The sequence below is a fragment of the Haloquadratum walsbyi J07HQW2 genome (genome assembly GCF_000415985.1).
In the GTDB taxonomy this organism is placed as follows: Archaea; Halobacteriota; Halobacteria; order Halobacteriales; family Haloferacaceae; genus Haloquadratum; species Haloquadratum walsbyi_B.
In genome coordinates, this window is record NZ_KE356561.1 from 2002657 (window position 1) to 2019317 (window position 16661).

14 protein-coding genes and 2 pseudogenes are annotated in these 16661 nt (G+C 47.9%); 8 read left to right on the forward strand and 8 right to left on the reverse strand.

Going from position 1 to position 16661, the window contains the following annotated elements; genetic code table 11:
* A pseudogene (locus J07HQW2_RS09430) lies at nt 1-738 on the forward strand (plasmid replication protein RepH); the annotation flags it as partial.
* 142 nt (nt 739-880) lie between these two features.
* On the opposite strand, the gene J07HQW2_RS09435 reads toward J07HQW2_RS09430, so the two are convergent.
* A complete protein-coding gene (locus tag J07HQW2_RS09435) occupies nt 881-1117 on the reverse strand; it encodes a hypothetical protein (RefSeq protein WP_021055250.1) in 237 nt (78 codons plus the stop codon).
* 480 nt (nt 1118-1597) lie between these two features.
* Here J07HQW2_RS09435 and J07HQW2_RS09440 point away from each other — a divergent pair, with 480 nt between their 5' ends.
* From J07HQW2_RS09440 to J07HQW2_RS18365, 3 genes are all read left to right on the forward strand, one after another.
* Entirely contained in the window at nt 1598-2071 is a 474-nt protein-coding gene (locus J07HQW2_RS09440; RefSeq protein WP_303704054.1) for an OB-like fold-containing membrane protein, read from the forward strand.
* Nucleotides 2064-2570, forward strand: coding sequence for a metal-dependent hydrolase (locus tag J07HQW2_RS09445; protein ID WP_048075232.1), 507 nt, complete (start codon nt 2064-2066; stop codon nt 2568-2570). The genes J07HQW2_RS09440 and J07HQW2_RS09445 overlap by 8 nt, the downstream gene beginning before the upstream one ends.
* A 197-nt stretch (nt 2571-2767) precedes the next feature.
* Nucleotides 2768-3922 carry a hypothetical protein gene (locus J07HQW2_RS18365; protein ID WP_021055253.1) on the forward strand — a complete coding sequence of 385 codons (1155 nt, stop codon included), beginning with the start codon at nt 2768-2770 and terminating at the stop codon, nt 3920-3922.
* A 161-nt stretch (nt 3923-4083) separates the two neighbouring features.
* On the opposite strand, the gene J07HQW2_RS09455 is transcribed toward J07HQW2_RS18365, so the two are convergent.
* The 7 genes and pseudogenes from J07HQW2_RS09455 to J07HQW2_RS09485 all read right to left on the reverse strand — a co-directional run bounded on the left by J07HQW2_RS09455 (nt 4084) and on the right by J07HQW2_RS09485 (nt 13847).
* Nucleotides 4084-6087 (reverse strand): hypothetical protein, encoded by a 2004-nt coding sequence (locus tag J07HQW2_RS09455; protein ID WP_021055254.1) that lies wholly within the window; start codon nt 6085-6087, stop codon nt 4084-4086.
* A 1777-nt stretch (nt 6088-7864) separates the two neighbouring features.
* Nucleotides 7865-8563 (reverse strand): ABC transporter ATP-binding protein, encoded by a 699-nt coding sequence (locus tag J07HQW2_RS09460; protein WP_021055256.1) that lies wholly within the window; start codon nt 8561-8563, stop codon nt 7865-7867.
* A pseudogene (locus J07HQW2_RS09465) lies at nt 8560-9334 on the reverse strand (ABC transporter ATP-binding protein). The gene J07HQW2_RS09460 and the pseudogene J07HQW2_RS09465 overlap by 4 nt, the downstream one beginning before the upstream one ends.
* A complete protein-coding gene (gene urtC, locus J07HQW2_RS09470; RefSeq protein WP_021055258.1) occupies nt 9331-10521 on the reverse strand; it encodes an urea ABC transporter, permease protein UrtC in 1191 nt (396 codons plus the stop codon). The pseudogene J07HQW2_RS09465 and the gene urtC overlap by 4 nt, the downstream one beginning before the upstream one ends.
* Nucleotides 10521-11444, reverse strand: a complete 924-nt coding sequence (gene urtB, locus J07HQW2_RS09475) for an urea ABC transporter, permease protein UrtB (protein WP_048075603.1) — start codon at nt 11442-11444, stop codon at nt 10521-10523. The genes urtC and urtB overlap by 1 nt, the downstream gene beginning before the upstream one ends.
* A gap of 33 nt (nt 11445-11477) precedes the next feature.
* Nucleotides 11478-12788, reverse strand: a complete 1311-nt coding sequence (locus tag J07HQW2_RS09480) for an urea ABC transporter substrate-binding protein (RefSeq protein ID WP_048075233.1) — start codon at nt 12786-12788, stop codon at nt 11478-11480.
* A gap of 606 nt (nt 12789-13394) precedes the next feature.
* Complete coding sequence (locus tag J07HQW2_RS09485) at nt 13395-13847, reverse strand: CopG family ribbon-helix-helix protein (protein ID WP_021055261.1); 453 nt, start codon at nt 13845-13847, stop codon at nt 13395-13397.
* Nucleotides 13848-13971: 124 nt separating this feature from the next.
* On the opposite strand from J07HQW2_RS09485, the gene J07HQW2_RS09490 reads away from it, so the two are divergent.
* The 4 genes from J07HQW2_RS09490 to J07HQW2_RS09505 are packed head-to-tail and all read left to right on the forward strand — an operon-like array spanning nt 13972 to nt 16518.
* A complete protein-coding gene (locus J07HQW2_RS09490) occupies nt 13972-14628 on the forward strand; it encodes an energy-coupling factor ABC transporter permease (protein ID WP_021055262.1) in 657 nt (218 codons plus the stop codon).
* On the forward strand, nt 14625-14921 hold the full coding sequence (locus tag J07HQW2_RS09495) for a PDGLE domain-containing protein (protein ID WP_394324610.1): 297 nt from the start codon (nt 14625-14627) through the stop codon (nt 14919-14921). The genes J07HQW2_RS09490 and J07HQW2_RS09495 overlap by 4 nt, the downstream gene beginning before the upstream one ends.
* A complete protein-coding gene (gene cbiQ, locus J07HQW2_RS09500) occupies nt 14918-15730 on the forward strand; it encodes a cobalt ECF transporter T component CbiQ (protein ID WP_021055264.1) in 813 nt (270 codons plus the stop codon). Before J07HQW2_RS09495 ends, cbiQ begins: the two co-directional genes overlap by 4 nt.
* The gene (locus tag J07HQW2_RS09505) at nt 15718-16518 is read left to right on the forward strand and encodes an energy-coupling factor ABC transporter ATP-binding protein (protein WP_021055265.1); all 801 of its coding nucleotides are present in this window, start codon (nt 15718-15720) and stop codon (nt 16516-16518) included. Before cbiQ ends, J07HQW2_RS09505 begins: the two co-directional genes overlap by 13 nt.
* Nucleotides 16519-16661: the final 143 nt, after the last annotated feature.

Below are 16661 nucleotides of genomic sequence, written 5' to 3' on the forward strand. Positions count from 1 at the left end.
GAACGACTCGTCAGATTGTTCCTCCGTGTCCTTGGAACAGAAGATCAACCACACCGGGCGTGTCCTCACGACGTGGTCGAAGCGATGCTCCACATTGCCCAATCCACACAGAATTACGATTTCCTCACTGTCCAAGACATCTCATTCGGATTGTCGAATCTTCCCACAAAGCGTCTCTTGCCTGAACTCCCTCCAACAGCGACGAAACTCCTCAAGACATTGCTCAACGCTGATGATCCGATGGGTCGGTCTGAGATTATTGATACCGCCGATATTTCCGCAAGTAGTTATGATCGTTATATTAACGAACTCGCCGCTTGGGATAGTATCGAACCACGCGAAGTCAAGGGACGCCGCCGGTGGGAGGCACACTTAGAACCGTGGTGGACACCACAGAGTGATCGGGACGAACCCTTCTGTGACCCTGACCCAGACACGGGCATTCTTTATGCTGAATTCCCACGTGATGTTGCCAGTGCAGTCATGTGCCATCTGATGACTCACTACGACTTACCCAATCTCAAAACAGCGTATATCGAGGGGATTCGACCAGGAGATGATATTAAGTCTCTCTTCGATGATCATGACAGGCTCAGACGATGGTGGTCGTTCCTCTGGGGTGCATTTGCTGATTCGGATGAGCTTAAGACAGGTCCTGATGATGCCGCAGGCTCGGATTCAACGGTGGTTTGTCTTGGTCACTCTCCAGAATCCGTGACAAGATATTCGGCTATCTAATCGATTCCCGATTTCAGCCACTGTGGGCACAACTATTAGCCATTGTATCAGAGAATAGCGGAGTCAGAACTTGAGCGCTCGTAGTGTTCCTCGCATGGCTCCACGTAGTGGCTTTCAAGACATCCAGCCAGCCACCAACTCGTCAGGGTCGTGGCGGAATCCGAATCTCCTCGCCTACCTCATACAGATAGCCTTTGAGGAGCAACTGCTTGAGCCGGTTGTTGACTTCGACACGTCCGATACCCTGCTTCATGAGATATACGGTTGCCGTTTCACGCGTGAGCGTGTCGTCATCTGTGTTTGCGTCGATATACGCCTCAAGATGATCAAGGATGTCTTGTTCACCCGCTTCGATTGGTCGTCTCTGATCTTTCATCATTCATATCCTACGTGTGCCACATATGAGACAGTTTGGGTCATATGTCGTTCCGGGTCAGTAGGACGCCTTCGAAAGAACACTCCAGTTCTACGTGCAGTGTAGTCCTAACGGATCTAACGAACCAGTGACATACTGGACGCGACGTCGAGATACATCCTCAAAACAAACATATCAGCTAACGGGATATCAAATAGTGCTACCGACATCGACAACGCCCGAGACGGTGATGCCGACGAATTCGGGGAACCGAATATTATCGAGGGGATCGTGCTGTTCCTCGACAATCTTCACTCGTCGCGAGGTGTGTCTGTTTTCGGTCAGCAGCCTGTGAGCCGGCAACAGTACATGTTAATCAGCACTCATCAGAGTGTACCCTTTCGATATGATTTAGTGTACGAACCAAGACAAATCAAATAATAAATGCTGCATACGGCGAAGGGACGCGTTTTAGCCGTTACTCTCCTACTTACTTCGCTCGCTGTGCTGTGCCCGCTCTATGCACAACAGCCGGTGAATCCCGAATTAGGAGTATATGCAGATGATAATGAATTTACAGAGACACCAGAGCGATATATTGGTGATACCGTCGTCACGGGAGGGATCGTGCAACAGGTCTCTCCACTCATTATTGAACTCGAAACAACACAGGGACAACGCGAAATAACGATTACTGACAGCGCGTTTCGTCCTGAGGTTGGTGACAAGGTTCGTGTATTCGGGACACTCACTGCTGCCGGAAGGGTTCAGAGCCAAAGTGGATTCGCTGTGCCGCAGACTGGACGATGGTATGCATGGGGTATTTCCTTCCTTGCCGGGTTGTGGGTACTCACTCGACTTATTCGACACTGGAGGATCGATTGGGCACGGATTCGGTTTCAACGTCGAGAGAGACCACTCTCACTGAGAGACATCTATCAGATCCCGACATCACTCGATGGTGACCGAGATGCCTGATCTGTTAGCACATGTGTTCATTGCGTACAGCGTCTGCCGAGTTCTCTCATGGCGAGTATCATGGCTCACGAGTCAATACATCACGCTTGGAATGGTCGGTGCGTTCATTCCAGATCTTGTGAAAATCAAATTAGTGATTCCAAGTTGGCGAGTTGAGCAACTACTCGGGATTCCATTCGATTGGGGGAGTTTCGCTACGGGTGGTGGCGTGCTACTGAGTATGCTGATTGGTATTGTGTTGTTATCGACGACAGAGCGCCGCAGAGGAGGAGCACTTCTCGCTCTTGGGGTGCTGACTCACCTTCTGACGGATAGTTTATTACTCACACCTACAGGTCGAACGACACAGTTGCTGTGGCCACTCACGCAATACACAACACCAGCTCCAGGGTTGTATCTAAGCACACAGCCAGAGCCGACAATCGTGACTGGAGGCTTTGCTATAATCGTGTGGGGCATCCACCGATATCGAATTGGGCACTCTGAGACAGAATCCTGAACAGATACTCAGACCTCAGCCAATCAGCGACGTGTAATAAACACACTCATCGGCTGCATCGACCCTACACATCTTTAGTAAGCGTATGAGTAGCCGCTCACAGTGAGGAGTACTCAAACGATCTTATCGATAGTATACGATAACCCATAATCAAAATAACAAAAAGCATCAAGCCGCCACTATGGTATAATAGCGATATGGATGATGTGTCGACATATATTGAGCGACTTGAGGAGGTGACAGAGACGAAACAGGGGGCTGCTGAGACAGAGGCGGAGTATATCAATCGACTTGGGCAGGAGACATCGCTGTCTGAATCAGAGATAACTACGACATCAGAAGCGATAACGAAATCAGCCTACTCGCCAGGAGATCTTTCAGCAGATGAAGAGGAGATACTCGACTCGTTTTTCGAGGCAGTGCAGACAACATACGATGGAGACTCGACACAACAGGAAACAACCACAGATACAACGGTAGACGACCAGACCGATGAGGATTCACCTAAATCCGATAGAGAAACCACTGACGATACGTTGTCAATCGACTATCCTGAGGCGGCTAAGTCAGACCCTCCAGAGATATCTAATGATGACAGTATTTTCAATAATTTTAGACTACTTGCTATAACAACGATAATATTGTTAGTATTCACTGCTGTGATCGTTGCTGGTGCTATTGGAGCCATAGAAATTCCAGGTGTCACTGCTGCGGTTACAGGCAGTATAGGAGTTGATGACACGAGTGGAACCGACCCACAAGGATCTGCAGGAGTATCTACCACCACAACGTCTGAATCATCACCAACACAAACCACAACTGCTACGCCAACCGCAACATCGACGCCCGAACCGACACCAATACCAACTCCAACGCCGACAGCCACCCCGACTCCAACGCCGACACCGACGCCCACCCCAACGCCAACACCTGAGCCAGCTGCTGGAACAGTCGGGGAATGGGTTGAAACAACACATAATGGAACGAGTGTAAGGGTGCAGGTTGTCGAATACCGTGTTACAGAGACAATTCAAAAACAGGGAGGCGGAACACGTGATGCTCCAGATGATGAACGATTCGTCGTTGCAGAGGTATGGATCAGTGCGAACCCTGGGAATGCGATTACCGTCGGTCGAGATCAATGGACATTCGTCGATGTAACAGACACAAACCATACTGTAAATAACGGTGCCACAAATGATGTTGTAGAGAGCTTCCCCCGGGAGACAGTCATCAAAGGAGATGCTGAGCGAGGGCAGGTCGTATGGACAACACCATATTGGCGTGATGTGACGGTCCGAGTGGAACCGTATGGTGGACAATCCGGTCGAACAGTTCGGATACTCACATGATGAGACAGGCCCATTGAAGATGATACGAAGTTGATTGAAGGGTTTATGTTGAAGATAATAATTGCTCACCGAGCGACCCATTATACTCAATCGTTCTCAACAAGTTTTCTCGTATGTATGGTCTTCAACGAATCTCCACTCAAACGTTAATTAAAAATTATTTAAATTATGGCGCGACTCGGCTCAAAAACATATCCAAGAATAATAAGAATGATTGAGGCGACGGCTGTCGTGAGGATCACACCTACTGACCCAACTATCCCTATCTGTGCCAGCCCCACTGCAGATATAAACGTAATCAATACACTGATAAGATACGCAGTGAGCAACCGCAGCGTCAGATACCGTAGGTGACTTCGCGTTGTACTATCGAAAGCAAGTTCGATATCTGATGGCTGTGTTAGTTCCTGGTTACCGTTGAGTGGACCTTGTTGGTCATCATCACCTCTATATCGTGATATTCTATTGGATACTTTCAAAATTGCCTGTCGAATGTAAAGAGAGACACGGGTGGTAAAGAATGTGACCACCGGGAGGTATAGCAGCCATGGGATGTTCCCACGACGCGTGCTGATTGACGGCTGGCCGGAAACTGAGTCCAATTGATAATACCGCCGTTGAGCGCGATAAAACATATCGACTGGAATGAGCGAAAGCAGGAACGGCCATAAAATGCCAGAAATGATGATTTGAAGTGGATATAACAATCCTGATTCCGACTGTCTCACCGCACTAGGCGTCTCGCCGGATTGTGCTGCTTGCTGCCCCCTCTCCATCGGAGTACCGGCAGGGGTAGGGGTACCAAGCGGACTCTCGTTCCGCTCAGGCAAAATGCCTATACTTTCAGCGACTCCCAAAATTCCGCCACCACCGCCGCCTCCCCCTCCCGAGACAGCCGTGCCATCATCGCGTGGGGTATCTACCTGAGGTGGATCGTTATCACCACCTCCACCTCCATTCCCATTTCCATCTCCAGGTGTTGATGTCGACGTCTCTGTTGACACTGGAGATACGACTGGGGTTGATGTATTTGTTTGAGGTGTTTCATCATCGCCACCATCACCATCGCCACCATCTCTAGGTGTCGGTGTCGGCGTATCCGTCGGCGTATCGGTTGGTGTTGTTCGAGCCGGGCAGCCTCTGCCTAGCGAATCACTATCGCGGTAATTTGGCGTCCCGTCGCCATCAATATCAGCAGTACCTTCGATACTGTCAGGACAGCCATCGCCGTCGGAGTCAGTATCACGAAAGTCAGGTATATTATCACCATCGGTATCAGGAGGACCGTCAGATAATAGTAAGCTTGGTGTCCCGCCGATCGTTTCCCCTTCGACACTATCGTCGATACCGTCATCATCTGAGTCAGCATCAAGTGCATCAATCACCCCATCGTCGTCTGTGTCGATTGCAACTCCACCATTTGTTTCGGTTCCATCGCTGATCCCATCGCCGTCTGTATCCCTATCGCGAGGGTCCAATCCAAGCCCTAGGTCCGGGTCGGGATTACGTTCAACGATATTTCGAAGTCCATCACCATCGAGATCCCCACTCGGTCCTTCCGAGTCGGTCGGATCTCGGTAATTCGGCGTTCCATCGGCATCAATATCAGTTACTCCCTCATTCCTGTCCAATTTCCCGAGAATCACATCGCCATCACCGTCGATATCTATCTGTGTTTGATTTACATCTCCGTCGTTATCGCTGTCGATATTTGCATCACCGTCGCTATCGCGGTCTCGATAGTTTGGGATCCCATCAGAGTCGGTATCGACTGTGCCTTCAACCACGTCAGGAATTCCATCATCGTCACTATCCGTATCCTGAAGATCTGGAGTCCCGTCTGCATCAGTATCGCGTAACGCAGAAACAGCAGATACTGAAGCGGGAACCCCACCGGTAGCATTCGCTTCAATTGTATCGTTTATTTCATCACCATCACTATCGGTATCAAGAAAATTCGGCAATCCGTCGGCATCAGTATCGACACTGGTCTCTAGTGTGTCATTGACCCGATCACCGTCTGCATCACTATCGCGATAGTTCGGAATGCCATCGTTGTCCCTGTCGCCACTGTCCTCAATCGTATCATTGATTCCATCACCGTCGCTGTCGGTATCGCGGAAATCAGGCGTGCCGTCAGCATCAGTGTCAGGCGGTTCGTCCAATCCGACGCTTGGTCGCCCTGCGTTTGTGCTTCCTTCCTCTCTATCAGAAATGCCATCACCGTCTGAATCACGATCAAGTGCATCGATAGTCCCATCGTCGTCTGTGTCAATTCGCTGTCCGCCATTTGTTTCAGTCCCATCTTCAATCCCGTCATTATCGGTGTCGACATTATTTGGATCAGTGCCTAACTGCTGCTCACGAGCATTATCTATCCCATCACCGTCTGAGTCGGTTGCACTCTGTGATACCGGATTAATACTATCGACGTTTTTCTGTGAACTGTCGCGACATTGACCACTCTCAGTTTGATTGTCGCATATATCATAGACATCTGAAGAAGCAGAATCTGAAAAGTCGGGAATAGGTGATATAGATGCAGATGCGAGATATAGATGTAGGTGTGTCCGATAAGTCGAGTATTCCAGCTACTGGGGTAACGATACCAGTCGAGAGACTCAGTATACAGATGCTCAACACAATCGCGGTTTTGAGGTTAATTGGCAGTATATTGATCATTTTATTTTATCATATCTAGAAATGATGGTCAAGATCTATTGGGTAAGCTAACGCGAGAGTCGAGCTGCAAACTGAAGAGGGGGGAATGCGAGGGCATAGGTGAGAGATTTTCAATTTAGTCGAAGCAACGCCATACGGGGACTGCCATGCGACCCCACTCACACAGTGATTTACGATATGGGGATGTCCCGGTGCAGTATTATCCTCGACCCTGCCTGCTACTGGGAATATCCACAGGGCGTCATTGAGACGTCTCAGTCGCTTGTTATCATCAACTGAATTATTCCCTTATACTTATAATTACGTGTACTGGTAAAAAAGATAACAAAAATTCAGTATCGCGAATATAATCAATTGATGACTATCGTTTCAATATCAAGCGCGAGATACATATTGACGCTGATATACCCTCGTTACCTCGACGATATGCCACGTATGAGTCGTATCAGGTCATATGCTGCCCGTTGTTGATCGAGGAGCTGTCATACTCAGAGAATAATTCCTACTCATGCATCCGATATCTGCGGTTATAATTCCAAATAAGGGTCTTGGAAGCTACGTATACAGCGCATTTGATACTAATCTGTATATCAATATATCAATTTAATATTTATCTCTCATATTTACATGAATTTAAGAAGTATTTCTATAAATTTACACTAACGTAAGTAATTTTAATATTAATATAGCTCACTTTGTCAGATATCGTCTGTAATGACGGATTAATAAGTCAAATATACTTCTATTTGCACTGATATATTCTTTTTTATTTGCTAACGAGTTTCATTCCTGAACGTTCAGCAAGAATTCATGTGTTCTGATATTTACGATGCGATATACGACTCTATTTCGACGATCACTCACTCTCAAGACGGTCGGAATTCGATTTTTATTTCCAGAAAATAGTATGATACTGGCAGGTTGTCACGGCACTAGCTTATTATCGCATGCCAGCGGTCATACATCGTAGTAAGCTCAACCGAGGTGTCTAATGACTCAACGATTCTCCCACAAAAGTGAGTAACGCGATTCAACAGAAGTGCCTCAGACCGCCACTGTCGGCAACACAAAACAATCAGATGAAGTGGACGTATGAAGTTCCAAGCTCACAGCGAATGCGCTGTGAGGCTACTCAGCGAATCTCTACACGACTGTCCGAGTTAATCTCGTCATGAATCACATAATCTGAATAGTCAATGGCAAAATAACACACTTGTCAACACAACTCGGCTGTCAGATAACCGGATTTTAATTAAACAATCAAACAACAAGATATTCTTCAAGTTGATCGCGTTCACTAACAGCCTCGCCGGTAATCTCATCAACGATTGTTCCATGATCAATCGCATAACACCGATCAGCCAGTCCCTGAATCACCGAAAGGTTCTGTTCAACGAAGAGAATCGTCGTGTCGAATTCCTCATTGATTTGCCGGAGATCCTCTGTGATCGATTGAACGATTGACGGCTGTACTCCCTCAGATGGCTCATCGACCAGTAATAAATCCGGGCTGCCAACGAGGGCGCGGGCGATGGCTAACATCTGTTGTTGTCCTCCACTCATCGTCCCGGCAGACTGCCCTTTCCGTTCGGCAAGAATTGGGAAATAATCATATACCTGCTCATATCGTGTTTTATCATCACCACCAATTGATTCACCAATCAGTAGATTTTCCTTGACACTCAAATCGGGAAATACATCGCGTCCCTGTGGGACGTATCCAATACTTTGTTTGGCGTGAGTATCTGCGGACTTCTCGGTCATATCTTCGCCATCATACATAACCCGACCTGACTCGGGCGTGAGAAGTCCCATGATTGTTTTCAGTAGCGTTGTTTTGCCAACACCGTTACGACCAACAATGCCGACAATTTCTCCGGTATCAACGCCAAATGAAATATCTCTGATAACCGGGGTTCCATCATAACCAGCATTAAGATTAGTGACCTCAAGGCTCATGCGTTCTCACCCAAATATATTCGACGAACTTCGTCATCATTCTCGATGGCCTCCAATCGGTCCTTGTCGAAGGATCGACCCCTGATTGAGCACTGTCACCTGTTCGGAAATCTTCCGAACAAACTCCATATCATGTTCAACGACAAGGAACGTCATTCCGTCATCATGCAGTGACCGAATCAACTCGGCAATATCAGCCGTTTCATCTATCGACATTCCTGCGACGGGTTCATCGAGTAACATGAGCTTTGGATCAAGCGTGACCGCCATTCCGATTTCTAAGCGCTGTTTCTCTCCATGTGAGAGATCACTCGCTGACGCATCGGCTTGTGTCTCGAGAGAAATGCGGTCAAGCGTGTCTGTCAGAACGGTCTCAATCTCTCTATTTGTTCGCTGAAGCGGCACCCGAAGGTTCTGTTCAACGGTGAGACTCTCATAGATATGTGGTGACTGGAATTTGACGCTGATACCAGCATCCATCCGCTCATGAGGCTCAAGTGTGGTCAAATCAAGACTATCAAAGTAGATATCTCCTTGTGTCGGGGAGAGTTGTCCGGTGATGAGCTCTAGTAATGTGCTTTTCCCAGCTCCATTAGGACCGATCAGACATCGGATCTCGCCTTCTTCGACAGTGAATTCAACACCGTCAACAGCTGTAAGTCCACCAAATTTCTTTGTAAGCTGACTAGTCGAAAGAATTGCCGATCGATCACTACCGGTTGCTGCAACCGCTGGTTGCTGGTTGACACCCATGTTTTGTGGAGTGCTCATTCGCGCATCACCTCAGAACTCCCTGGTGTATCTGATTCAGAGACATTAATACCAACCGAGCCGAGCAACGTTTTGACTCGAGTTTGAATCGTGTCACGACCGTATTCGACACCCTCACGGAGTCCGTGAGTGCTGAGAAACACGTACATATTTTTGATTCCTGGAAGAATGCCTCGTGGGATAAACAGAATTGTCACCATCAGAATCAAGCCGACAAAAACAATGGCGAATTCTGAGGCATTAATCGAGAACCACTTGCGAAGCCACTCAATAATGACTGTCCCGACAATAGCCCCAAGTAAGGACTCTCGTCCGCCTAGTGTTACCCAGACAATCGGAATCGTGGCAAAAGTAAGTGAGAACACACTTGGGTCCACATAATTGCCCCAGTTGGCGTAGAATATCCCACTGAGTCCGGCTAACGCGCCTGCAAATGTGAATACAGCGAGTTTTACCTTCTTAACATTGTAACCAAGCATTGCCGTTCGCTCCTCATCTTCACGGATCGCCACCAGTGAGTATCCGTATTTACTGTTGACAAGGACCCGTGAGCCAAGATATGCGAAGAGTAATACACCAAGTACGAACCAGTAAAATCTTGATCCTGAGAGAGTGAATGAGCTTTCGCCAACCCCGAGTGTGAAATTCTGAACTCCAGGGATTCCATTAAATCCACCGAGTTTAACACTTCCAATTGACCATTGGGCGCCCGCTGTTTGTGCCATAAATGTCTCAAGCACGAGCGTCACGACCAACGTGAGGATGGCAACGTAGACATTCCGAACACCTCCATAGAACATGAAGTACCCGAGAATAAACGCTGACACTGTTGCAACGGCGATCGCAATTGGCAATGCGACAGTTGGACCGATTGCACCACCGAGGTTGAGACTCACAACTGCATACGTATAGCCGGCGATTCCAAAGAAGGCGACCTGCCCGAAGCTGAGAATGCCGGCATATCCCCAGATGAGCGATAACGACAGTCCAAGTAACCCATAAGCAAGAAACAGCGAAAACTGACCCGCTGCGTATGAACCGCGGACAATTGGCTGGGCGATTAATATGAGCAGTCCAACTGCAAAGGCTGCCCAGAATACCCGTGAATTACCCAGTGTATTTGGACCATTCAGTTTGCTGATAATGCCGTTGAGCTGTGAAGGGAGCATGTCTGAACTCAGTTTCATTATTGTTGTTCACCCAATTTATTACGGATAGCGTTTGCAAGCCCTGTCAAACCACCCGGGAGGAGCCGGATGATGAGAATTGCCGTGATGAGCAATGCGATTTGTCCGAAGAAATTCCCATAGAGATTTGAAAAAACCGCGTTGATCATCCCAAGGATCCCACCGGCGAGTGCTGTCCCAAGTAATACTGAAGATCCACCGGTGACGACTGTAACAAATGATTCAACGAGGAATGACTGTCCCATTCCTGGAACAATTGTTGCTGAAGGCGCATACAATGCACCAGTTAATCCGGCAAGTCCAGAGCCAATGGCAAATGTGATTGTATACATTCGATCTGTATCAATTCCCATCGCTCGAGCGGTCTCAGGATCTTGAATCGTTGCACGTGCGTGGACGCCAAACTTCGTGCGCGTGAATACAAGATACACGGAGCCAAGCACTGCAATCGCTGCAAGCAACAACAAAACGCGGTATCCAGAGTAGGTATATCCTGGAACTTGCCCAAGTGGAGTACCAATCGACCGCAATGAATTACCGAATATAATTCGGGTGCCCTGTGTCAGAATCAGCCCGAGTCCGAACGTGACGATCATCGAGTCTAACAGCCGACCATACAGCCGTTTGATGATGGTTCGTTCAACAATCGCTCCAAAAACTGCAGTGCCGAGTGCTCCAAGCAGCATGGCTACCGGCAATGGTAATGATGCAACATTGATAGAGAGGGTTGTAATGTAAGCACCCATCATGATGAACTCACCATGTGCGAGATTGATCACACCCATCATCCCGAAGATGATTGTCAGACCAATCGCTGCAAGTGCAATAAACGCAATACTATCTGCCATTTGCAGAAGCTGTGTCACCGGTACCCCAACACTGTCGAGCCCTGTCAGTAGTTCAGCAATAAATAGTGGAGTCATACCGGTAATTTCAGCCAGACCCAATGACATCAATCATCCACCCGCTTCGTCAAAGTACTCAACCGGTGTGAATTGTTTTGTCATTCCGTCGTCCTCACCGGAAAGATCTATTCCGACTGTCTCAGAGAGGAACTGCTCAGGAATCTTACGTTGGTCTTCAACAGTAATATTATGCTCAGCATCACATCGCATGACTCGCATGTTGTGGGTCATATGATGGACCGGACCCTGGAAGCTGATATCTCCCTCTGGAGACATATCACCAGTAACTTCCATGCCACTTTCAAGAACGTCTCGGACAGCCTCTTGATCGGTCGTACCAGCTTCTTCAACGGCTTCTTTATACATATAAATCGAGAAGTAATTATTGATTGACTCCTCATTTGCGTAGCCAGCATCAGGGAATTTGTCGTAATACCGACTTACATAATCTTCATTTCGACTTGTCGGGATCTCTTCCATGTAATTAAATCCGCCATAGACATCTTTGAGTGCTGGCGCTTCGAGTCGTTTGTGTTGATACCCCTGAGCCATCACGGTTGAGGTACCCATTGGGAGCTCAAGCCCAGCAGAAGTTCGCTGATTCCAGAATGAGGAATGATTTGCACCAACCAGAATAGCCATGACAAAGTCTGGGTCAGCATCCTGAATATTACTAATCGTTGAGCCGAAGTTCTGCACTGACAGTGGAATGAATTCTTCACCAATGACTTCTGCGTCATTTTCATTTGCAATTACTTTCACCCAGTCGGCGGATAGTTGACCAAAATTATAATCAGCAGCAATGGTGTAGATACTTGACCCAAAGTTCTCAATCATGTATGGGACAACACTACCCAGTTGCTGGCGGGCTGTTGGTCCCATACAGAACGTATACTCATCAGCGACGCCGCCTTCATACTGTGTTGTATAGAAGTACAGCTGCTCGGTGCGGTCAATCGTCGGTCGGATTGCTTCCCTAGTTGCTGAGGAGTACCCAGCCCACAATGCATCTACGTCTTCCTGTTGGATTAACCGAGAGGTGAGTTGTTGATATCGTTCATTATCTGACTGTGGGTCAGGATCAAATAGTTCAATCTGTTTGCCCATGATCCCACCATCTGCATTGATTTCATCGATTGCTAGTTTGCTGGCACGCCACTTTGGTGTCCCGACGAGTGAAAAGTTTCCTGAGCGATCCTCAAGAACACCGATTTTGATTGTGTCACTTTCGGAGCTTCCACTTCCACCGGAACTACTACCACCACCGGACCCACCGCCGCCAGAACAGCCAGCAAGTGATGCACCAAGACCAACCGCGCCTGTCGCCAGCACGGCTCTTCGGGACATACGATTATCGCTCATTTAAATTCCTCCACAAATGAATCTCGTTTATATGTATTTGCAACGCATATGACAGAATTATTTTGCAAGCAACTACTCATTTCGATATGTTCTTGAAAATACCTACAAGATATAAACCCTTCTAAGTGGCTTGAAATAAGTGGATATACGTCTAGGTATTCTTCTTTTTATTCATATATCATTATATTCTGACCGTATATCCAGCGTAATCTATTCTGTGTCGTCGCCAAATTTACAAAAAAGTATTTTGATGTCTTCATATTTCCTATTCTAAACAATGTATCGATAGTATAGCTTAATGTTGTTTCTTAGTGTTGCGTTTCATACACTGATCTATCATCATATTTCTTCATATCGACACGCAATTTCCGTTCGTTGTGACATTATGATGTGCCACGCGAACGAAGTCCAGACAGTATCCAGTAATATATCATATATTTTATGTAGTAGTGATCATCCGATCTAGAGATGTTAGCATATTCGACTCAGTTATTATTGCATCGGCTCTTATATATCTAAATCAAACCCGATTGTTTCGGTTATGATGCGAGCTGAGTACAGGAAGAGGACAATAATAGTTTCAATGTATGCTACAGCGGTATTTGCTCACTCGCTGGCGTGTGCGTCGGTGTGAGTATCAGTGTTGCGTTCGGCTTGGACCATGGCGAGCTTGACTTGATGCACACCTTCTAGTGGTCGAATCCGGGACAGTAATGCTTCAATTCGAGCACCCGATCCATCGACAGCAATGGACTCTAAACAGAGATGATCGCTAAGATGGACATGATGAACAGCAACAATCGTATCTGTAAAATCATGCTGAAGTTCACTCATTTCATTGGTGACGCCACTATGCTCGTGTTGATAGAGGACAACCACTGTCCCACTGAGAGTTTCCGATAGTCCGGTTTGTTGCTTGAACTCTGTAACAAATGCACGAAGTGCGTCCCGAGTTGCCTCCGAGCGACTATTGTATTCACCGGCGTCGACAACATCATTCAATTCAGACAGGAGATCTGGTGGAAGTGTTACGCTCATACGGTCAACATCTTGGCTCATAAATGCAGGTTTTCGACTAACCGTTTAATTCTTCATGTGCGTGCAATTGAGTCGGAGTAACTCATAACATATTACGATAGTCTCGAAAAGTATTATTAAGCAGGTGTATCGTATATCGCATAGAATGCATATCCCCGATGGCTTTCTTGACCCGCTGGTGGCAGGGCTATTTTGGCTTGCTTCAGCGGCTGCAATCGGGCTTGCGGTAAGACGTGCCCGCGGCGAGCTCGGTGATGAACGCACACCGCTGCTTGGTGTTATTGCAGCAGGTATTTTCGCTGCACAGATGTTGAACTGGCCGATTCCTGGCGGAACCAGCGCACATTTTGTCGGTGGTGCCTTCGCTGGAATTCTGCTGGGACCGTCTCTTGGTGTCCTCGCGATGACCGCTGTTGTTACAATTCAGGCGCTTGTGTTCGGTGATGGTGGAATTATCGCACTTGGAAGCAATCTCTTTGCGATAGCTGTGGTTAATGTGGTAATCGGATATGGGTTGTTCCGAGTGCTCAGAGATACTCATGAATCAGGAGCCGCGTTTATCGCCGGATGGGCAGCAGTAATAGCCTCAGCACTCGTTGTCGCCCTTGGTGTCGGCTTTTCCTCAGCGTTCGCGTATGAGGTAGCCACAACAGTCACCATCATGGCTGGCGGTCACGCGATTCTTGGAGTTATTGAAGGAGCGATCACTGCCGGAGTTTACGCATACGTCGCTGCTGCTCGACCCGATCTTGTTCCTACTCGATTTGAAAATAAGAATCCGTCTCCGGACGTGAGCGCATGATGGACATAACGGAGTCGTGGCTGCAGCGAGCGGGTCTTATCCTTCTGGTGCTTGTCATAGCAGCCCCTATTTTCGGATGGACAGCTAGTACTGTCGGCTACGCCGAGCCACTCAACAACGCCGCAGAAACGACAGGTGCCACTGATGCGAGTGTGAGTCTTAATTCTGGTATACTCCCCGATTATACCGTTCCAGGGGTTTCAACTCCGCTTGGGACACTCATCTCGGCTGGAGTCGGAACAGCGTTGACACTGATCGTTGCTCTCGGCGCTGGTCGGCTTCTTGAGCAGTGACCGGTATTGTTGCTCAGTCTGTCGAGTCCATTACAGGTGCACTCCGGGCTGTATTCACTGCCGAGCAGATTGCCGAAAATGATGGCTTTCTTCAACGACGTGACCCGCGGGTGACGCTGATCGCCGTTGCGGGATTTGCACTGGCGGTCATGCTTTCCCGACGAATATCAGTGACAGTTTGTTTCGGTCTGTTGACGGTCATACTAGCTCGCACATCAGCAGTTCCAGTAAGACAGTTAGCTAAACGATCAGCAGTCGTACCACTCGTATCAGCATTGATCGTTCTCCCACAAGCGGTTATTATGCCTGGAGATACGCTTGTGTCGTTTGCCGGGATGACCGTTACTGTAGCTGGCGTCGAGTACGTTATTTTGTTCACCCTTCGTGTTGGCGTCGGTGTCGGACTTCTATCGCTAATTGTACTCACAACACCGTTTTCGGAAGTAATCGCAGCAATGCGCTCACTACATATCCCAGTTGCACTTGTATGGGTCATCGCCATCACATACCGATATTTATTCTTATTTTTTGATGAGTTACAGCGGTTGGTTCTCGCACGAAACAGCCGGACAACCGGTCGCACCCGACTCCGCGGTGCATGGCAAGATGCGAGCCGTATGGCTGGTAGTTTTCTATTACGAACACTGAATAGAGGTGAACGAGTTGGTCGGGGAATGCGAGCTCGCGGTGGTGCACGCGCTCCATCACCGTATGGTCGATTACAACAGATTGATAGATACGATTACGCACTGCTCACTGTTTCAGCCGTTACGATTATGATTTCAGGAGTGATTCGATGGAGTCTGTGATCGACGCCTCTGGAGTACGACATGAATATCCTGATGGGACGACCGCAATCAAGAGTATTGAGATAACGATTGAACAAAAGGAGCGGGTCGCAGTCATCGGAGCGAATGGGTCAGGAAAAACCACGCTGCAACTCGTTCTTGGTGGGCTTGTTGAGCCAACTGCTGGATCAATCGAATTCTTTGAAACAACAACCGATGCCGAGGCAGTTCGAGAACAACTTGGAGTGTTACTACAGAATCCCGATGATTATCTCTTCAATACGACCGTTCGGGAAGATATCGAATACGGTCCAGCACAGTTGGGTCATGACCGGGCGACCACAGAGCGCCGTATCAAGTCGCTTGCAGATACACTCGGACTGGATGAGTTACTTGATCGACCACCGTTTCGTCTTTCAGGTGGTGAGAAACAACGAGCTGCGATTGCCAGTGTATTTGCGTTTAAGCCGGATGTGCTTCTGTTAGATGAGCCCTTTGGCGCAGTCGATGCCACGTATCGCAAACGAGTTCGGAGTCTTCTCAGCAATCATACCGGTGCGATGCTGGTCTTTACACCATCGCTTGATCTAGTTCCGGCGATTGCCAATCGAGTGATTCTCATGAGTCAAGATGGGTCAATCGCTGCTAAGGGGTCCGTTCGTGAGGTGCTGACAGATCGTGCGTTACTGTCAAATCATGGGCTCCGACCACCACAGACGGTACAAATATTTGAAGGAGTGTTGCCAACCGCCGATATTCCACTAACCGCTGAGGCAGCCCGCAAACTCCTCGCAAGTCAAGAATTTTAGCCGACATTGTTTTATTAGCTATTAATCATCGATGTCGGAGAGAGTTTAGGGTTCATGTTGTCGATATAATTCAAAGATTTCTATTGATTATCTATAATGAGGCTGATAATCATACGATTGATTATTTTAACCTTTCAATTTAT

Excerpts from the sequence above, each read along its gene's own strand:
- J07HQW2_RS09495 (WP_394324610.1), top strand. The coding sequence starts at position 14,625 with ATGATGGACATAACGGAGTCGTGGCTGCAGCGAGCGGGTCTTATCCTT.
- J07HQW2_RS09490 (WP_021055262.1), top strand. The coding sequence starts at position 13,972 with ATGCATATCCCCGATGGCTTTCTTGACCCGCTGGTGGCAGGGCTATTT.
- J07HQW2_RS09460 (WP_021055256.1), bottom strand. The coding sequence starts at position 8,563 with ATGAGCCTTGAGGTCACTAATCTTAATGCTGGTTATGATGGAACCCCG.
- J07HQW2_RS09505 (WP_021055265.1), top strand. The coding sequence starts at position 15,718 with ATGGAGTCTGTGATCGACGCCTCTGGAGTACGACATGAATATCCTGAT.
- urtC (WP_021055258.1), bottom strand. The coding sequence starts at position 10,521 with ATGAAACTGAGTTCAGACATGCTCCCTTCACAGCTCAACGGCATTATC.
- J07HQW2_RS09435 (WP_021055250.1), bottom strand. The coding sequence starts at position 1,117 with ATGATGAAAGATCAGAGACGACCAATCGAAGCGGGTGAACAAGACATC.
- J07HQW2_RS18365 (WP_021055253.1), top strand. The coding sequence starts at position 2,768 with ATGGATGATGTGTCGACATATATTGAGCGACTTGAGGAGGTGACAGAG.
- urtB (WP_048075603.1), bottom strand. The coding sequence starts at position 11,444 with ATGACTCCACTATTTATTGCTGAACTACTGACAGGGCTCGACAGTGTT.
- J07HQW2_RS09445 (WP_048075232.1), top strand. The coding sequence starts at position 2,064 with ATGCCTGATCTGTTAGCACATGTGTTCATTGCGTACAGCGTCTGCCGA.
- J07HQW2_RS09480 (WP_048075233.1), bottom strand. The coding sequence starts at position 12,788 with ATGAGCGATAATCGTATGTCCCGAAGAGCCGTGCTGGCGACAGGCGCG.
- J07HQW2_RS09485 (WP_021055261.1), bottom strand. The coding sequence starts at position 13,847 with ATGAGCCAAGATGTTGACCGTATGAGCGTAACACTTCCACCAGATCTC.